We start from the raw sequence: 16,840 nt of genomic DNA on the forward strand, positions 1-16,840 counted from the left end.
CAGCGTGATGCGTGATCGTCGGTGGGCTTGCGTCGGACGGCCAACATGGCTCGCAGTGCTGTTGGGCACCGTCGCGTGCTTCGCCTCCAGTGTCGGATCGTCGGCCGCACCGGTGGCCGATTGTCCCGGGCATCCGAACGCGCTCGGCACGTCACGCGTCCTGGTGGTCGATCCGCGCGAGCATCCGCGCATCGGCGCGATGCAGTACAAGGAGACGCTGCCGCTTCGGGATCACGAGGTCGTCATCACCTTCGATGACGGCCCGCTGCCCAAGTACAGCAATCAGGTGCTGCAGATCCTCGCCGATCAATGCGTCAAGGCGACGTTCTTCACCATCGGCCGCCAGGCCAAGGCCGATCCCGAGGGCGTGCGGAAGCTTGCGGCCGCCGGCCACACCATCGGCACCCACAGCCAGAACCATCCGCTGAGCTTCAACAAGATGACGCTCGACCAGGTCAAGCCCGAGGTCGACCAGGGCATCGCCTGGACGACGGCGGCGCTGACCGATCCGTCGGCGCTGTCGCCGTTCTTCCGCGTGCCCGGCCTGCTGCGCGGCGACGCCGTGGAGAGCTACGCCGCCTCGCTCGGCCTGCAGCTCTGGAGCGCCGACTTCCTCGCCGACGACTGGCGCAACATCTCCGGCGCCAAGGTCTACGAGCTCGCGATGAAGCGGCTGGAGGCGCGCGGCAAGGGCATCCTGCTGCTGCACGACATCCATGCGCGCACCGTGACGGCGCTGCCGAAGATCCTCGCCGAGCTCAAGGCCAAGAACTACCGAATCGTCCACGTCGTGGCGGCGACGCCGGACCTTCCGGCGACGCCGACCGAGCCCGAGGATTGGCTGGTGCACCGCCCGTCGGACGAGACCCCGGTGGCGCATTGGCCGAGGATCGCGCCCGTCGATCTCGCTGGCGCCGATACGGGGGCCCGCGCCAGGCTGGATGATTTCGGCATTCTCGACGTGCCGGCGGCCGTCGGACGTGTCGCGCAGAAGCCGGCATGGCCGCGTCCGCCGCTCGCGCGGCGGCTTGCGGCGCCGGCCTTGGCAGCGCCGGCGTCCGATCTGTTCGCATGGCCGCCTGTCGCGCCGCTGTCGGCGCAGCGGCGCCAGCTGGCCCGGCTCGAAAGCCCGGCCCCGAAGGCTGTGGCCGCCAAGCCGGCGCCGCGCCCGGTGCGCCTCGCCAGCCTCAGGCGGCGCTGAACATTCGCAGATGTTGCAGGTGAGGACGCTAAGACGATTCGCCCGCGCCGCGCGCGATCAGTTCGAGACCAGCTTGCTGACGCAGAGGATGACGGCGGCCGCCAGGAAGAACAGGTCCATGTAGGACTTCTTCTCGCCGTCCTTGCGCAGCGATCCGACGTCGGACACCACCTGCCTGCTGACCACCTGCCCGACCGGCCCGTCGCCGAGCATGCCGGCCAGACGGCGAACGTCCGACTCCATCTTCTCGATCCGTCCGAAGAAGTGGAAGGTGCGCACCACCGTGACGGCGCGCATGCCGGCATAGATCAGCACCACCAGCGCCAGCACGGCGCGGTTCTGGTACTTCTCGACGTAGTTCAGGCTGAGATAGACGGCCGCGAGAAATACGAAATTCGAGACGAAGCGGTACACGAGGCCCGTGAAGTTCATCTGCTCCCCCACATGATGTTCGGATCACTGGCCGACGACAGAACTCACGAAACGCGTTTCGCCCCCGCGTCCTGGTCCAACCGGCGTCACCCTAGGAGAGCGGGCTTGCGAATTCGTGAAGTGGAGATTTTGCAGCGCCAGAACAGGCCCGCTTGGTAAACAAGGGACTGCCCGGCGGGCGCCGCTGCAGCCTGCAATTGCAGGGCTGCAGCGGCTCCCGCACTATGCGCCGAACCGGGCCGGCGCGCAGGCGGCGACGTCGACGCTCGGCGCCTCGCCGCTCATCAGCTCGGCGAGGATGCGGCCGGTCGCAGGCCCCAGCGTGAAGCCCTGGTGGCCGTGGCCGAAATGCAGCCACAGGCCCTTGTGACGCGCCGCCTGGCCGACCACCGGCAGCATGTCGGGCATGCACGGCCGCGTGCCGATCCACGGCTCGGGCTCGACCGGCTTGCCGAGATCGATGAGCTGGCGCGCGGCAGCCTCGGCCTTGCCGAGCTGAACCGGGGTCGATTTCGCATTCGGCGATGACAGCTCGGCGCCGGTCGTGATGCGCACGCCGAGCGCCATCGGGTTCATCAGATAGCCGCGCGCCGCATCGCGCAGCGGCAGATCGAGCGGCGCGCCGCCGGTGTAGTGACGGTGATAGCCGCGCTTGCGCACCATCGGGATGTCGTAGCCGAACCGCGTCAGGAACTCCGGCGACCACGGCCCGAGCGCGACCACCACGGCCTCGGCCTCGATGCGTCCCTCCGCGGTGGTGACGGCCCAGCCGCTGCCCGCCTGCGCGAGCGTGGTCGCGTCGCCACGCAGCAGCTTGCCGCCACGACGCGTGAACAGCTCGGCATAGGAGGCGACGAGGCTGCCGGGATCGGACACGGTCCACGGCTCCTGCCAGTGCAGGCCGCCGATGCCGCTGTCGATCAGCCCGGGCTCGGCCTGCTTGAGCTGCTGCGCGCTCAAGAGCTTGAACTTGACGCCGAACGCCTTGCCGACCGCCTCGGCCTCCCTGGCCTCCTTGTCGAACTGCGCCTGCGTCCGGTGCAGCACACGGAAGCCGTCGCGGCGCACGAGGTTGCCGGCGCCGGCCGCGAGGATCAGCGGCTCGTGCTCGGGCGCGGCGCGCGCGATCAGTTGCGCATAGGTGCGCGTCAGCACCTCGTGGCGCGCGGGGAACGAATTCCACCAATATTGCAGCAGCGGCCGGACGTGATAGGGCAGCGCCGCGAGGCTGTAATGCACGTCGTTGGTGCGCGCCAGCGCGATGTCGAGCACGCCGGCGAGATCATAGGGCATCGCGTAGGGCCGGACGGCCTCGCTCTGGATGATGCCGGCATTGCCATAGCTGGTCTCGCGGCCCGGCTCCCTGCGGTCGACCAGCGCCACTGACCAGCCGCGGCTCTGCAGATGCAGCGCCGTGCCGACGCCAACCATGCCGCCACCGAGAACGATCGCGCTTCGCATCGTCATCACTCCTACCTCAGGTCCGCGCCGCCGCGACGACGGTGACCTCGATCTTCACATCCGCGATCATCTGCGCCTGCACCGTGGTACGGACCGGCAGCGGATCCTTGAAGTGCCTGCGATAGGCTTCGTTGTAGGCGGCGAAATCCGCCTTGTCGGCGAGGTGCACCATGCAGGACACGATGTCGTCGAGCGTCAGGCCTTCGCCGGCCAGCGTTTCCGCGATGTGCTTGAAGACGAGGTCGGTCTGCGCCGCGATCCCTTCGGGAATGCTGCCGTCATCGGCGACCGGCACTTCGCCGGACAGGAACACCAGGCCGCCGGCGCGGCGCACCAGCGAGAACGGCCATGAGGGGGCGTCGGACATCGTTAGTCGCTCCAGGATGTAGTGATCATGAGGGCCGCCTCAATCCCACGCCATGAAGCCCGGCGTCTGCGCCAGCGGCGGCAGCGACGCGAGCCTTGCGAGATCCGGCCGCGGACGGCGAAGCTCGGCGTCATCGGCAAAGGCGGCTTCCAGCGCCGCGGCCACGCCGAGCACCAGCGCATCGCCGCCGCGCGGGCCGACGATCTGCAGGCCGAACGGCAGGCCGTTGTCGTCGAGGCCGAGCGGCAGGCTGAGCGCGGGATGCCCGGCCAGGGTCACCGCATAGGCGAGCGCCAGCCAGTGGAAGTAGGACCGCGTCGGCACGCCGTCGATCTCGGCCGGATAGAGCTCCGCCCAGGGCCGCGGGCTCAAGGTGATGATCGGGCTGATCAGCACGTCGTGGCTGGCGAAGAAGCTCTGATAGGCGCGATAGATCCGGGTCTGGTTGGCGCTCGCGCGCGAGAAATCCTCGAGGCTGTAGCCGAGCCCCTCCTCGACATTGGCGCGCACGTTCGGCCCGAGCATGTCGGGCCTTTCGCGAAAATTCCTGCCGTGCTGGGTGAGGAACAGCGAGGCGCGCAGCACCGCAAAGGTCTCGTCGGCCCCGCTGCAATCCGGCGCGCCCTCGTGCGTCTCGGCAAACAGCGGCGCGATGCGCGACACGCGCGCACGGAAGGCGCGGCGGATCAGTTGTTCGGTCGGCGCGAAGCCGAAATCCTCGGTGAAGGCGACCCTGAGCTTGTTCAGTTCCACCGCTGGCGGCACCGCCCAGCGCGCTGGCGCGCCGCGCACGGCCTCGCCGGGCAAGGTGTAGGCGAGCGGATCGCGCGCATCGTCGCTTGCCATCACCGACAGCATCAGCGCGGTGTCGGCGACGTCGCGCGCCATCGGCCCGTCGGTCGACAGGCACGACCAGCCATGGGCGCGCTTCTCGCTGGCGACGAGGCCGTAGGACGGCCGCATCCCAACAATGCCAGAGAAGCCGGCCGGATTGCGCAAGGACCCGCCGGTGTCGGAGCCGGAGGCCAGCGGGGCCATGCCGCAGGCGAGCGCGACCGCCGAACCGCCGGAGGAGCCGGCGGCCGAGCGCGTGGGATCGAACGGGTTTCCGGTGGCGCCGAACACGGGATTGCGGGTGTTGCCGCCCGCCGCCCATTCCGGCGTGTTGGTCTTGCCGAAGATGATCGCGCCGGCCGCGCGCAGCCGGCCCACCGAGGCCTGGTCGACGGCCGGGACATTGTCGGCCAGGATCGGGCTGCCATAGGTCGAGCGCATCCCGGCGGTGTCCTGGGTGTCCTTGATCAGCACGGGCAGGCCGTGCAGCGGCCCCCTGTCCTCGCCCCTGACGATCTCGGCCTCGGCGCGCTTGGCGGCCGCCCGGGCGCCAGATTCATCCAGGGTCACCACCGCGTTGACCGCCGGGTTCACCGCCGCGATCCGTTCCAGACACGAGTCGAGCAGCGCAACCGGGGAGATCGCCTTTGTTTTCAGCAGCTTGACCAGCTCGACGGCGGTCTTGTCGCAAATCGATTGCACAGGGCTTCTCTTTTCCATTTCGGAAAACTATTTAGCATATAAGAAATCGAATGCACGACCTGAAAACGCATTGTTCCACCGCTGTCCACGCATGACCTTCGGACGTCGGAGCACACAATTGAATTTCCTGCGCTTTGGGGCGAGATTGCCCGAACTGCCCCGGCCATCGGCACGCCTGATCCGCTAACGGATTTTCCGGAGATCGCTTTGACAGACACTGCCATCAGCGTTTCAGCCGAAGGCCCGCACTCCCAGCTCGGCCAGTGCCTGAAGGCGGCCCGGCAGGCGCGCGGCCTGACCCTGAAGCAGGTCGCGGAGAAAACGGGGATGGCGCTGTCGACCTTGTCCAAGGTCGAGAACGGCCTGATGTCGCTGACCTATGACAAGCTGCTGCAGCTCACCTCGGGCCTGCAGATGGACATCGCCGAGCTGTTCAGCCCTGCTTCGCCGCGCCCCGAGCCGGGCCGCCCGGTGACCGCCCGCCGCAGCGTCAGCCGCGCCGGCCAGGGCCAGATCGTCAACACCCGATTCTACACCTACACCTATCAGTGCACCGACCTGATCGGAAAGCGCATGGTGCCGATGATCGCCGAGGTACGCGCCCGCACGCTCGAGGAGTTCGGCCCCCTGCTCCGCCACAGCGGCGAGGAGTACTTCCTCGTCACCCGCGGCACCATCGCCGTGCACACCGAGTTCTACGCGCCGGAGATCCTGCACGAGGGCGACGGCATGTATCTCGACAGCACCATGGGCCACGCCTACCTCAACGCGGGCGAAGCGGCGTCGGCGCAGGGCGTGTGCCTGTGTACGAGCGAGCAGTCGGATCTGTTCGAGCAACTGCACAGGATCGCTAAGAAAGATGCGGTGGAGTGAGGGCGGAGCGGTCTGCTGCTCCGTTGATATCCGTGTGGTGAAGTGCTACGTTGAACAACAGCAGCTTTTGTCTAACATGATCGAAGCGTCCATGACCAAATCCCCCGCAGGCAAATCACCAACCCGCCGAGATAAGGGCGCGGCAGGCAGCAGTTCGCGGATTCACCGCGAAGCGGCAACTGGCCAGTTCGCCGGGAGCGAGACGCGGTTCGAGGCGGTGATGCGGGCAGCCGAGCGGTCGGGTCTGCTGAAAGACAAACAAGGTCGTATCGGCGGCCGGGTGAGTTCTGCACTTGTCCGCCAAGCGAAGCGGCAAACGGGCATCGAGACGGATACGGACTTGATCGAATTTGCCCTCGCAACGGTCGCGCTTGAGGACAACTTCGCAGATGTGTTCAAACGGTCGCGTGGTACGGCGGATCCGAAGCTGAAGCTCGGTTTTTGACGTGGCGGCGTTCGATTTCGATGCCGCACGACGATGGGCGCGGTTCGACCCGTGGAAAACGCTGCCCCGAAGAAGTGATGACCAACTACCATTTGTTGACGCGACCCTGATCGCTGGACAGGGGCTTTTGCTCGACACCTGCGTCTACATCGACCAGATGCAGGATCGATCACCTCCGATTCTCGACGATCTGATCGCACATCGGCAAGTGAATCACTCAACAGTTGCGATTCAGGAGTTGATGCACACGGTCGGCGTATTGAACCCCTCTGATCCGCGCACAGCCCCGGTCATCGATGTGATCGGAAAGCACATCAAAGCGATGCCACCCCATCGCACCTTTGCACCTGATGGCGACACGCTCGGGCGCGCAGCACTCCTTTCGGGTATCCTTTGCCGTCTTCAGAGTTACGAACGAGACGGTAAGCTGCGCGCACTTCAGGACAGTGTGCTGTTTCTTCAGGCCCAGAAGCTCGGTTTGGTCGTCCTTACCGCGAACGTCGCGGATTACGACCTTCTGCTGCAACTCGTCCCCGCGGGTCGAGCGCTGCTTTACAGACGGCGTGAACCATAGTGGAGGCCTTCAGGACATCGCGCCAGTAGCCGGCCTTCATGGCTGAAAGGTTGCGCACGACCAGCGGCAGAGCTTCCGCGCCAGGCAGGCGCAGACTGGATGACCAGTTGATAACCTGGCCAGGCGCGATCAGCAGAGCAACAAAGAGTGCGACCTGCGCCGCGACGAGCAGGACAAGCATGAGACACTGGGCGCGTGTCAGCGGCGCCGCAAACAATGCGGTGATCACGGTCGCTCCTTTCGCGAGTGAATGGTTCAGGTGATGGGCACGAGTGCCGCCCTCACCGCATCATCGAGGGGCGTATGCGACTCGCGCCGAGCAGGCTGGCCAGCCTGCCATTATCCAGCGCGAGGCTCTGCTTCCACAGCCAGCGCATTTCGATCGCCTCGCGCATGAAGCGCACGAACGGCGCCGCGAACCAGAGCGTGATCCACGGGAACGGCTTCACCGGCAGGTCGGGACGGCCGACGACGCGGCGGACGGCGTCGATCATCTCGCGGCCGGTCGCATCGTAATTAGACGGAAGTCCGGCTGGTTTCGCGGTGGGGGTCGCCTGCGCCGAAATTCTCTTTTCATCCGCCGGCTCAATCACATCACCACTGTCCAGTCCCCGCGCGAAAAATATTCCTCTTTCGCTTTATCGGAAATCATGATTGTATCTCCCCATCCCGCCTCGGCACGAGGGGCGTATCGCGATCGTCACGGCACGCGGGGTGGGATGCGGTGGGCGCAGCGGCTCGCAGCGTGACGAAGGTCATGCGGACGAACGAAGCCGTTGCGCCGGCGAAATCGTAGGGTCCTGGCCTCCCGGTGCTGAGGCCAAGCGCGCGACAACGCGTTCGCGTTGCGCGGGCGACGGGGGCAAGACAGCCGGTCCCCGGGGAGAGGACGTATAAGCCGTCAAAACCATCGCGCGGGGAATGCCGGGATGCCTCGGCTGAACCTGTGGTTCCTGCCGCCTGCATTCTTGTTCGCAGGCGGGCCATGGGTGCGGCCAGCACCCGGCATTCCCCGCGCCCTCGGCTTTCGAGGGCGAAACGACCGGCACAGCTCGGACGCATCGCGCGCCGCGAGGCGGAGACGACTTGCCCGGACGGCGCCGACGATCGGACGAATGATGGATCGCTCCCCGCATGATCGCCGCGGGCTCAGATCGCCTTCCGGCCGGCCAGGGCCGACACGATCGCTTCCGACAATTGGCCGAGCCGGAACGGCTTGGCGAGCAGCGCGGTCGTCGCCCGGAGTTCCTCCGGCACCAGCGAGGGATCGGCGAAGCCGGACATGAAGACGATCGGCAGCTCCGGCCATCTGCGGCGCACCTCGCGCGCCAGGTCGATGCCGGTCATGGCGTCCGGCAGCAGAATGTCGGTCAGCAGCAGCGCGAACGGATCCGACCGCTCCAGCGCGGCGATCGCGGCCGTCGCATGGGTGACGACAACCGGGCCGTAGCCCATCGAGGTCAGCATGGTCGATGCCATCGCGCCGACCAGCGGATTGTCCTCGACCACGAGGATCCGTTCGCCGGTCTGCGGCCGCGCCAGCCGCGCCGCACCGGCCCGCGCGCGACTGCCGACGCCCGGCCCCGCGCTCGGCAGATACAGCGTGACGCAGGTGCCTTCCGCCACCCGGCTGTCGATCAGCACCGTGCCGCCCGATTGCCGCGCAAAGCCATAGACCATGCTGAGGCCGAGGCCGCTGCCCTTGCCGAACTCCTTGGTGGTGAAGAACGGCTCGAAGGCGCGGCGCGCGATCTCGGGCGGCATGCCGGCTCCCATGTCCGACACCGCGATCGTCACGTAGTCGCCGGGCATGATGCGCTCGTCGCCGTCGTCGAGCGGCTGGTCGAGCACGGCATTCGTCGTCGTGATCGTCAGGCGCCCGCCGCCGTCCATTGCATCCCGCGCATTGAGCGCCAGATTGAGCAGCGCGTTCTGCAATTGGGTCGGGTCGATCAGGCAGTGCCACAGCATCGGGTCCTGCGCCAATGCGATCTCGATGTTCTCGCCGAGCGTCCGCTGCAGGATGGTCGTCATCCCGCTGACGAGCTGGTTCACGTCGGTGACCTGCGGCTGCAGCGCCTGCTTGCGGGCGAAGGCCAGCAGGCGGCGGTTGAGATCGGCGACCCGCTCCGCCGCCTCGATCGCCCGCTGGACCATGCTGCGGCGGGCGCTCTCGCCGGGCGGGAGCGCGTCGAGCAGCAGATCGAGATTGCCGAGCGTCGCCGCCAGCATGTTGTTGGAGTCGTGCGCGATGCCGCCCGCCAGCTGGCCGATGGCCTCCATCTTCTGCGCCTGCCGCAGCTCGTCCTCGATGCGCTTGCGCTCGGTGATGTCGACCGACAGCACGAAATAGCCGCGCACCGTGCCGTCCTGGCTGCGATCCGGCACCCGGATGGTCTCGCACCAGCGTTCGCGGCCGTCGGGAAACGCGATCTTCTCCTCGCCGCCCGCGGTCCGGCCGGCCAGCGCGGCCTCGATCTTCGGCCTCACCTCGCCGCGCCGCGCGGGATCGATGTAGTCGTCGATCCGCCGGCTGCGGCCGACGCCGCTGGACGGCTGCGCATACCATTCGCGCGCGACGCGGTTTGCATAGCGGATGTCGCCATCGGCGCCGACCTGGACGATCAGCGCGGGCACGTTCTCCGTCACCAGCAGATGCTGCTCGAAACTGTCGCGCAGCGCCTGCTCGGAGGCCGCGCGCAGCCGCCACTGCCGCGCCAGGACGAGGCCGAACCCCGCGATCAGCAGATTGAGCCCGGCGGCGATGGCGCTGTAGTACAGCGCATTGTTCTTCCAGCCCGCCAGATACTCGACCGGGTCGCGCGCCACGGTCACCACCAACGGCAGGCCGGCGACGCGGCGATAGCTGATGCTCCGCGACGTGCCGTCCGTCATGCCGCTGCCCTCGAAGCTGCCGTGAGGGGCCTGCGGGAGATAGAGACTGAACAGCCGATTGGACCGGACGTTGCGGCCGGCGAAATCGTCGGCATGCGGCGTGCGCAGCAGGATCGTGCCGTCGTCGCGATAGAGCGTCACCGTTCCGCGCTGCCCGACGTTCAGCGACAGGAAGAACTGCCGCAGATTCTCGTAGTCGACAGCCACGACGATCACGCCGGCAAATCGTCCGTCCGGCATCATCAAGGCGCGGCTGACCGCGATGAACCGACCCCTGTTCACGCGCGAGGCCACCGGCACGTCGATGAAGAGACCGCGGCCGGGGTCATCGCGCTGGACCTTGTAATAGGCCCGATCGGCGAAATTGTTCTCGCGGCCGGGAACTCCGTTGCCGGCGCTGTCGCCGAGCAGATTGCCGTCCGCATCCAGCACGACGATGCCGCCCGCGGCGGGGTACGGCACCACCCTGCGCTTCAACTCGTTGATCAGCGCCGGATTGCCGGCGGTGAGCAGCGATGGGTCCTGCTTGAGACTGTCGATCGTCGTGTTCAAGAGCACGTCGACGCCCTGGATGTTGCGCAGCATGTATTCTTCGAGCGCGCGGGCGAGATCGCCGTTGGCGGCCTCGGTCGTCCGATAGGTCTCCCGATAGTTGACGGAAAGCATGTGCGCCACGAAGGCATCACACAGCAGCGCCAGCACGAGGCCACTCAGCACGATGATCCAGGGAGTCCAGCGCCGGTCCATCCAGGAGCCGGACGCGAACCTCGTCCAGGCGTCGACGATGCCTGCCTGCCGCGGACCGCGCCGATGGTCGGCTCTCGCTTTGATCTGGTCCGGCATGGCGTCGAATTCAGGAGGTCGGCAGGCGGTTTGATTGTGACTCGGTTCGGCGCGTCAAGCATCGGCGAAGGTCCGGATTGTGCCGAATTCCGGGTCTCCAGGCGCGTCGCGTTCCATATCGCGGGCGCTCGATAGCACGGTTTGCCAGGGCGTGTCATCGGCACCCGCCAGGGGCTGCGGCGGTCGCGGAGAAGCTCGACGCGTCAAGACACGATCAAAGCTGGAGCTCGAACGCCTCGCGCTCGGCGCGGCTCAGATGCAGGCCATGCTTGGTACGCCGGTCCAGGATGTCGGCGGCCGTGACGGCCCACTCCTGCTCGCGCAGGAAAACGAGCTCGCGCTCATAGAAGGAGGCACCGAAATGGCGGCCGAGATCGCCGACGTTGCGGGACGCTCCGAGCAGATCGCGCGCACGGGTGCCGTAGAGCCGCGCATAATGTGCTACCACATCGCGCGGCAATCCCGGATACGCGCCGGCGAGATCGGCAAGGAACCGATCGAACGGCGCGCCGAGATCGCCGCCCGGAAGCCGCGCGCCCGCCGTCCATGCCGGCGCCATCTGCGGAAACCACGGCGCGAGGCGTTCCATCGCCTGCTCGGCGAGCCGGCGAAACGTCGTGATCTTGCCGCCGAAGATCGACAGCAGCGGCGGCTGCCCGGGTGCACCGTGCACCTCGAACACGTAGTCGCGCGTCACTGCCGACGGATTGTCGGCGTTGTCATCGTAGAGCGGCCGCACCCCGGAGAAGGCGTGAATGATATCACCCTTGCCCGGCGCGGCCCGGAAATAGCGATCGAGCACCGCGAGCAGATAGTCGATCTCAGCACCATCGACAGCGACGTCGTCTGCGCGGCCATCATGCACGATGTCGGTGGTCCCAATCAGCGCCAGATCGGTCTCATAGGGATTGACGAAGATGACGCGGCGGTCGGTGTTCTGCAGCAGATAGGCCTGCGATCCGCTCCAGAATTTTGGCACCACGAGATGGCTGCCTTTGACAAGCCGCACATTGTGCGCGGAGTTGAGCCCGGCGACACCCTGCACTACATCCTGCACCCATGGCCCCGCGGCGTTGACCAGCGCCCGCGCGCGGACGATCTGCACCTCGCCATTCTCGGAGCGCATCTCCAGCCGCCAGGAATCGCCCTCGCGCCGCGCGCTCACGGCGCGGGTGCGCGGCAGGATGATGGCTCCCTTGTGCGCGGCATCGACGAGATTGAGGATCACCAGCCGGGCATCGTCGACCCAGCAGTCCGAATATTCGAAGCCGCGCCGGAATTCGGGGCGCAGCGGCGCGCCCTCCGGCTCATGCGCGAGGTCGACGTTACGGCTCGCCGGCAGCTGCTTGCGACCGCCGAGATGGTCATAGAGGAACAGCCCGGTGCGCACCAGCCAGGCGGGACGCTGCTCCGGCGAGTGCGGCAGCACGAAGCGCATCGGCCAGATGATGTGAGGCGCCGAGGCCAGCAGCACCTCGCGCTCGATCAGCGCCTCGCGCACCAGGCGGAACTCATAGTACTCAAGATAGCGCAAGCCGCCATGGATCAGCTTGCCCGAACGCGACGAGGTGCCTTGGGCGAAATCGTCCTTCTCGCACAGCAGCACCTTCAGGCCGCGGCCGGCGGCATCACGGGCGATACCAGCGCCATTGATGCCGCCGCCGATCACGGCGAGGTCCAACAGACCGTGATCGGATCCGCTGCGTGAGACCGTCGCATTCATCGTTTGCTGCTGCGCTTCTTCTCTGGCTTGCTGCGCGCGGCGGCGCGCGCCTTCGTCGCAGTCTTGGCCGGCTTCGCCGCTTTCGCCTTGGGCTCCTGCAGGCCATAGGTGGAAAAGCCCTGCGCGGTCTCGGCGATCTCCGCGTCGCCGAGGATGTGCGGCTGGCCGAGCGCGAGCGACAGATAGTACTGCTTCGCGATGGTCTCGAGCTCGACCGCAAGCCACATCGCCTTGTCGAGATTGGCGCCGACCGCGATCATGCCGTGATTGGCCAGCAGGCAGCCGTTGCGGCCTTCCAGCGCCTCCAGCGCAAGCTCGGACAATTCGGCCGTGCCGAACCGCGCATAGCCGGCGCAGCGAATGTCGGTGCCGCCGAACGCGGCCATCATGTAGTGGCAGGCCGGGATCGGCTTGCGCGCGATGGCGAGCACGGTGGCGTAGGTCGAATGGGTGTGCACGACGCCGCCGACATCCGGACGGCCGCGCATGATGTCGAGATGAAAGCGCCATTCCGTCGAGGGCTTCAACGGCCCCTCCCAGGAACCGTAGTCCCCCTCGAGCGGCATCGCCGCGATCATCTCCGGCTTCATCGAGTCATAGGGCGTCGCCGATGGCGTGATCAGCATGCGGTCCTTGTAGCGGGCGGAAATGTTGCCCGAAGTGCCCTGGTTCAGCCCCGACGCATTCATCCATCGGCATTTGGCGATGATGGTCTCGCGGATCAGCCGTTCCTCGCGATTCATGTCGAAAACCTTTCGTCGTCAGCAGGGATTGAGCGGCGGCTCGCCGGCCAGATAGCGGCGAACCTCTTCGGCCGCCTGGTCGGCGGCAAAGGTGACGGTGCGCACGGAGGCGCCGGCGATGTGCGGCGTCAGCGTGACGTTGGGGAGCTGCAGCAGCGGCCAGTCCGGCGGGACCGGCTCGACGGCGAAGGTGTCGAGCATCGCCCCCGCAAGCCGCTGCGAGCTGAGCGCGTCATGGAGCGCGTGATAGTCGACCAGCGGCCCCCGCGCCGTGTTGATCAGGATCGCGCCCGGCTTGATCCGCGCCAGCGCGTCGCGATCGATGAAGCCGGTGGTCTCCGCGGTCACGCGGGCATGCAGGCTGATGACGTCGGCGCGCGACAGCAGCTCGGCCAGCGCGACATGCTCGACCCCGTCGTTGCGGTCCTGCGCGCTGAGCTGAACGTAGGGGTCGGCCACCAGGATCTTGCAGCCGAACGCCTTCAACAGTTTCACGACGCGGGTGCCGATCGCGCCATAGCCGACGATGCCGACTGTCATCTCGCCGAGCTCACGTCCCGTGCGATCGGCGCGGTAGAGATCGCCGCGCCACTTGCCGCCCCGCATCGACTCGTGGCCGCTGCGGATCAGCCGGGTCTCCGCGAGCATCGCGCCGATGGTGAATTCCGCCACCGCGCTGGCGTTGCGTCCGGGCGTATTGACGACGAGCACGCCGTGATCGCGCGCCGCCTGCATGTCGATATTGACCGGACCGCCGCGCGACACCGCGATGAATTTCAGGCTCGGCAGCCGCTGCAGCATCGCGCGCGAGATCGGCGCGAGATGCGTCACCAGCAGGGGTGCCTCGCCGATGAACTCAGCGAGCTCGTCAGGATCGCCCATGAACTCCTTGAGCCCGTCGAGCTTCGAGCCGGCATAGCCGTGCTCCATCGGCTCATCCGGCCAGGGCTGCTCAAGCATGCGGATGTCGATGCCATCGCCGCAGATTGCCGTGATGCGCTCGGCGAACACCGAGGGCAGCATGAAGCGGTCGCCGATGATGGCGATGGAGCTAGACATGATCGGCACCCGTGCGCTGCGCGGCGAGCTGCTTCCAGACCGGCCGTGCCGCAAGACGGGCGTCGACATAGGCCGGGAACAATTGCGCATAACGTTCCGCCAGCGCCGCATCCGGCGCTTGCGGCTCATCCAGATACGGTCTCACCCACTCCTCCGCGCAATCCATCATGTCCGGGTAGAGCCCGGTCGCGACCGCCGCGATCATCGCCGCGCCCGATGCGCCGGCCTCCTCGCGACGGCAGACTCGAATCGTGCTGCCAAGTGCCGCACCAAGAATGGCGCCGAGCGCGCGGCTGCGCGCCGCGCCCCCGGTCAGGCGAATTTCCCTCGGCAGCGGTCCCATCGCCGCGTAGCAGTCGCGTGCGGCGAAGGCCAGTCCCTCCATCACGGCGCGCATCAGATCCCAGTAGCCGTGGCGGATGCGCAGGCCGACCAGTTGGGCGGACGCCTCGTGGGACACGAAGGGGCCGCGTTCGCCGGCGTCGGAGATGAACGGATGATACAGCAGCTCGCCCACCTTCGCCGCGAGCACGTGCTCGTCGAGGCGCCGGATCAGATCATTGCGCGACCTCGCGATGCCTTCCATGGCGAGCACGCCGCGCGCGACATCGAGCAGCCAGTCGATGTTCAAGGTCGCAGCCATGGTCGACTGCATCTGTGCATAGTGACCGGGCACCGGGAACGGCATCGTATAGCCGGTCGCCTCGGCATTCAGCTTGACCGCGTCGGCGCCGTTCACCAGCCGCATGTGCATGCCGGTCGAGCCGATGATGGTGCAGCCGACGTCGGGTGCGGGATCATACAGCCCACCACCGAGCGCATTGCAGATAACATCGACATAGCCGAGCGACACCGGCACGCCATCGGGCAAGCCCGTTTCGGCCGCGGCCGCCGCGGTCAAGCCATGCGTCGTCGTGACACCATCGACGACATCCGGAAACAGGCGCGCGGAATCGGCGATCCCGACAAGACGCGCGGCTTCGCCGTCGAAACCACGCCGGCGAAAGTCGCCGCAGGAGAACGTCGCCTCGGACGGATCGGTCGCCCGCTCGCCGGTCAGCTTGAAGTAGAGCCAATCCTTGCAGTGGAACGCTGTGCCCGCGCGTCCCAATAGCTCCGCGTCATGCGCCTGCAGCCAGGCCAGCTGCGCCCCCTGCTGGCAGGCGTTGAGCCCCGATCCGGTGCGCTGATAATGCGCGGCGTTGCGCTCGCCGCCTCGGAAGGTCTCAACGAAGCCTGCCGCGCGCGAGTCGAGCCACAGCAGCGCGGGCGCGACTGGGCGGCCGTCCGCGTCGATCAGCCAGGTGCCGTCGCCCTGCCCGGTCACGGCGATCGCGGCGGCGCGACGGGACAGGTCCGGCAGCGCGCCGCCCAGGCCGCGCAACGCCGCGACAGTGTCGGTCCACGTCCGCTCCATGTCCTGCTCGACACGACCACCGGGCAAGGTGGTGTAGCTGTTCGGAATCGCGAACTCGCCGAGCTGGCGGCCATCCCGCGCAAACGCGACCGCCTTGATCACCGAGGTCCCGGCGTCGATGCCGATGATCACGTCGCGGGTCGCAGCCGAGGTCATGGTCAGCGCGCCTCCGCGTGGCGGACGCAGATGCCGTCGGCGCCGAAAATGTGGAGATGGCGTGACTCCAGCGCGCAGGGCACGACATCGCCCGGCCGCGCCGCGATCTTGCTCGATGTCACCGCGACCAGCAGATGACCGGCGCATTCGCCCGCAATATGCGACTGATCGCCGAGCCACTGGTTGGAGACCACGCGCAGCCGCGCCTCGCCGCTGCCGATCGCGATCCGCTGCGGCCGGATGCCGACCTTGATCCGATCGGTCCGCACCAGCGTCTGCTGTCCTGCCACGTCCAACGTCTGCCCGGGAATATGAAAGGCAACATCGGAGCCGACAGACAAGCGGAACCCGCCTTCCTCCTGCGTCACCACAGTCTCCAGCAGATTCATCGGCGGCTCGCCGATGAAGCTCGCGACGAACAGATTGGCCGGACGGTTCTTCAGCTCGCGTTCCCCAGCGAACTGCTGCAGCACGCCATCCTCCATGACGGCGATGCGATCAGCGAGCGCGCTCGCCTCGGTCTGGTCATGGGTCACGAAGATCGCGGTCATGCCGCGCTCGGCGAGCAGGCCCTTGATGCGGCCGCGCAGCACCGCGCGCAATTGCGGCTCCAACTGGCCCATCGGCTCGTCGAGCAGATAAAGGTCGGCATCGCGCACCAGCGCCCGTGCCAGCGACACCCGCTGCTGCTGGCCGCCGGAGAGCGCGCGCGGATGATGATCGAGAATGTCCTCGATCTCGACCAGGCGGGCGATGCTGTCGACGCGGTGGGCGATCTCGACGCGCGACAACTGCTGCGCCTTCAGGGCGAAGGCGATATTCTCGCGCACCGTCAGCGGCGGATACAGCGAATAGCCTTCGAACGCCATCGCGACCCTGCGCTTCGCCGGCGCCAGATCATGGATCGGCCGCTGCGCCAGCGCGATCGATCCAGAGCTCACACTCTCGAAGCCGGCGATCATGCGCAAGGTCGAGGTCTTGCCGCAGCCGGACGAGCCGAGCAGCGCGACGATCTCGCCGGCCTTCACCTCCATGTCGAGCGCGCGCACCGCGTGAACCGGCGCCTTGCCTCGGCTGTGATAGACCTTGTCGACGTTGCGGATCTCGAGCATGCC

General features: G+C 67.3%; 15 protein-coding genes. 4 read left to right on the top strand and 11 right to left on the bottom strand.

All coding sequences use genetic code 11. The annotated features are described in order from the left end of the window. The first annotated feature begins 7 nt into the window (after positions 1-7). The gene (locus QW845_RS24815; protein ID WP_315804150.1) at positions 8-1,201 is read left to right on the top strand and encodes a polysaccharide deacetylase family protein; all 1,194 of its coding nucleotides are present in this window, start codon (positions 8-10) and stop codon (positions 1,199-1,201) included. Between the two features lie 57 nt (positions 1,202-1,258). Here QW845_RS24815 and QW845_RS24820 read toward each other — a convergent pair whose 3' ends face one another. The 4 genes from QW845_RS24820 to QW845_RS24835 form a co-directional block, all read right to left on the bottom strand. After that, positions 1,259-1,633: a hypothetical protein gene (locus QW845_RS24820; RefSeq protein ID WP_315804151.1), complete on the bottom strand. Its 375-nt coding sequence runs from the start codon at positions 1,631-1,633 to the stop codon at positions 1,259-1,261. A 222-nt stretch (positions 1,634-1,855) separates the two neighbouring features. Beyond that, positions 1,856-3,094 carry an FAD-binding oxidoreductase gene (locus QW845_RS24825; protein ID WP_315804152.1) on the bottom strand — a complete coding sequence of 413 codons (1,239 nt, stop codon included), beginning with the start codon at positions 3,092-3,094 and terminating at the stop codon, positions 1,856-1,858. Positions 3,095-3,110: 16 nt separating this feature from the next. Beyond that, positions 3,111-3,461, bottom strand: coding sequence for a RidA family protein (locus tag QW845_RS24830; protein ID WP_315804153.1), 351 nt, complete (start codon positions 3,459-3,461; stop codon positions 3,111-3,113). Positions 3,462-3,500: 39 nt separating this feature from the next. Further along, positions 3,501-5,015 carry an amidase gene (locus QW845_RS24835; protein WP_409997962.1) on the bottom strand — a complete coding sequence of 505 codons (1,515 nt, stop codon included), beginning with the start codon at positions 5,013-5,015 and terminating at the stop codon, positions 3,501-3,503. Between the two features lie 189 nt (positions 5,016-5,204). Here QW845_RS24835 and QW845_RS24840 point away from each other — a divergent pair, with 189 nt between their 5' ends. The 3 genes from QW845_RS24840 (at position 5,205) to QW845_RS24850 (ending at position 6,889) form a co-directional block, all read left to right on the top strand. Continuing rightward, positions 5,205-5,870, top strand: coding sequence for an XRE family transcriptional regulator (locus QW845_RS24840; RefSeq protein WP_315804155.1), 666 nt, complete (start codon positions 5,205-5,207; stop codon positions 5,868-5,870). 76 nt (positions 5,871-5,946) lie between these two features. Beyond that, positions 5,947-6,315: a hypothetical protein gene (locus QW845_RS24845; RefSeq protein WP_315804156.1), complete on the top strand. Its 369-nt coding sequence runs from the start codon at positions 5,947-5,949 to the stop codon at positions 6,313-6,315. A gap of 1 nt (position 6,316) precedes the next feature. Further along, on the top strand, positions 6,317-6,889 hold the full coding sequence (locus QW845_RS24850; RefSeq protein ID WP_315804157.1) for a DNA-binding protein: 573 nt from the start codon (positions 6,317-6,319) through the stop codon (positions 6,887-6,889). A gap of 281 nt (positions 6,890-7,170) precedes the next feature. On the opposite strand, the gene QW845_RS24855 is transcribed toward QW845_RS24850, so the two are convergent. The 7 genes from QW845_RS24855 to QW845_RS24885 all read right to left on the bottom strand — a co-directional run bounded on the left by QW845_RS24855 (position 7,171) and on the right by QW845_RS24885 (position 16,837). Continuing rightward, positions 7,171-7,383, bottom strand: a complete 213-nt coding sequence (locus QW845_RS24855) for a hypothetical protein (protein WP_315804158.1) — start codon at positions 7,381-7,383, stop codon at positions 7,171-7,173. Between the two features lie 655 nt (positions 7,384-8,038). After that, the gene (locus QW845_RS24860) at positions 8,039-10,627 is read right to left on the bottom strand and encodes an ATP-binding protein (protein WP_409997963.1); all 2,589 of its coding nucleotides are present in this window, start codon (positions 10,625-10,627) and stop codon (positions 8,039-8,041) included. 214 nt (positions 10,628-10,841) lie between these two features. Continuing rightward, positions 10,842-12,350: a glycerol-3-phosphate dehydrogenase gene (locus QW845_RS24865; protein ID WP_315804159.1), complete on the bottom strand. Its 1,509-nt coding sequence runs from the start codon at positions 12,348-12,350 to the stop codon at positions 10,842-10,844. Next, positions 12,347-13,093 (bottom strand): class II aldolase/adducin family protein, encoded by a 747-nt coding sequence (locus QW845_RS24870; RefSeq protein ID WP_315804160.1) that lies wholly within the window; start codon positions 13,091-13,093, stop codon positions 12,347-12,349. Before QW845_RS24870 ends, QW845_RS24865 begins: the two co-directional genes overlap by 4 nt. An 18-nt stretch (positions 13,094-13,111) precedes the next feature. After that, entirely contained in the window at positions 13,112-14,152 is a 1,041-nt protein-coding gene (locus QW845_RS24875) for a 2-hydroxyacid dehydrogenase (protein ID WP_315804161.1), read from the bottom strand. Beyond that, positions 14,145-15,725 (bottom strand): FGGY-family carbohydrate kinase, encoded by a 1,581-nt coding sequence (locus tag QW845_RS24880; RefSeq protein ID WP_315804162.1) that lies wholly within the window; start codon positions 15,723-15,725, stop codon positions 14,145-14,147. The genes QW845_RS24875 and QW845_RS24880 overlap by 8 nt, the downstream gene beginning before the upstream one ends. Positions 15,726-15,727: 2 nt before the next feature. Continuing rightward, on the bottom strand, positions 15,728-16,837 hold the full coding sequence (locus tag QW845_RS24885; protein ID WP_315804180.1) for an ABC transporter ATP-binding protein: 1,110 nt from the start codon (positions 16,835-16,837) through the stop codon (positions 15,728-15,730). Between the last annotated feature and the right edge of the window lie 3 nt (positions 16,838-16,840).

Origin of the sequence: Bradyrhizobium sp. SZCCHNS3002 (assembly GCF_032377435.1) — a bacterium.
Lineage (GTDB): Bacteria > Pseudomonadota > Alphaproteobacteria > Rhizobiales > Xanthobacteraceae > Bradyrhizobium.

What these genes read in the sequence shown, in the direction of transcription:
- QW845_RS24815 (WP_315804150.1), top strand. Translation starts at nt 8, where the DNA reads ATGCGTGATCGTCGGTGGGCTTGCGTCGGACGGCCAACATGGCTCGCA.
- QW845_RS24845 (WP_315804156.1), top strand. Translation starts at nt 5,947, where the DNA reads ATGATCGAAGCGTCCATGACCAAATCCCCCGCAGGCAAATCACCAACC.
- QW845_RS24860 (WP_409997963.1), bottom strand. Translation starts at nt 10,627, where the DNA reads ATGCCGGACCAGATCAAAGCGAGAGCCGACCATCGGCGCGGTCCGCGG.
- QW845_RS24830 (WP_315804153.1), bottom strand. Translation starts at nt 3,461, where the DNA reads ATGTCCGACGCCCCCTCATGGCCGTTCTCGCTGGTGCGCCGCGCCGGC.
- QW845_RS24880 (WP_315804162.1), bottom strand. Translation starts at nt 15,725, where the DNA reads ATGACCTCGGCTGCGACCCGCGACGTGATCATCGGCATCGACGCCGGG.
- QW845_RS24835 (WP_409997962.1), bottom strand. Translation starts at nt 5,015, where the DNA reads ATGGAAAAGAGAAGCCCTGTGCAATCGATTTGCGACAAGACCGCCGTC.
- QW845_RS24885 (WP_315804180.1), bottom strand. Translation starts at nt 16,837, where the DNA reads ATGCTCGAGATCCGCAACGTCGACAAGGTCTATCACAGCCGAGGCAAG.
- QW845_RS24855 (WP_315804158.1), bottom strand. Translation starts at nt 7,383, where the DNA reads ATGATCGACGCCGTCCGCCGCGTCGTCGGCCGTCCCGACCTGCCGGTG.
- QW845_RS24870 (WP_315804160.1), bottom strand. Translation starts at nt 13,093, where the DNA reads ATGAATCGCGAGGAACGGCTGATCCGCGAGACCATCATCGCCAAATGC.
- QW845_RS24865 (WP_315804159.1), bottom strand. Translation starts at nt 12,350, where the DNA reads ATGAATGCGACGGTCTCACGCAGCGGATCCGATCACGGTCTGTTGGAC.
- QW845_RS24875 (WP_315804161.1), bottom strand. Translation starts at nt 14,152, where the DNA reads ATGTCTAGCTCCATCGCCATCATCGGCGACCGCTTCATGCTGCCCTCG.
- QW845_RS24820 (WP_315804151.1), bottom strand. Translation starts at nt 1,633, where the DNA reads ATGAACTTCACGGGCCTCGTGTACCGCTTCGTCTCGAATTTCGTATTT.
- QW845_RS24825 (WP_315804152.1), bottom strand. Translation starts at nt 3,094, where the DNA reads ATGCGAAGCGCGATCGTTCTCGGTGGCGGCATGGTTGGCGTCGGCACG.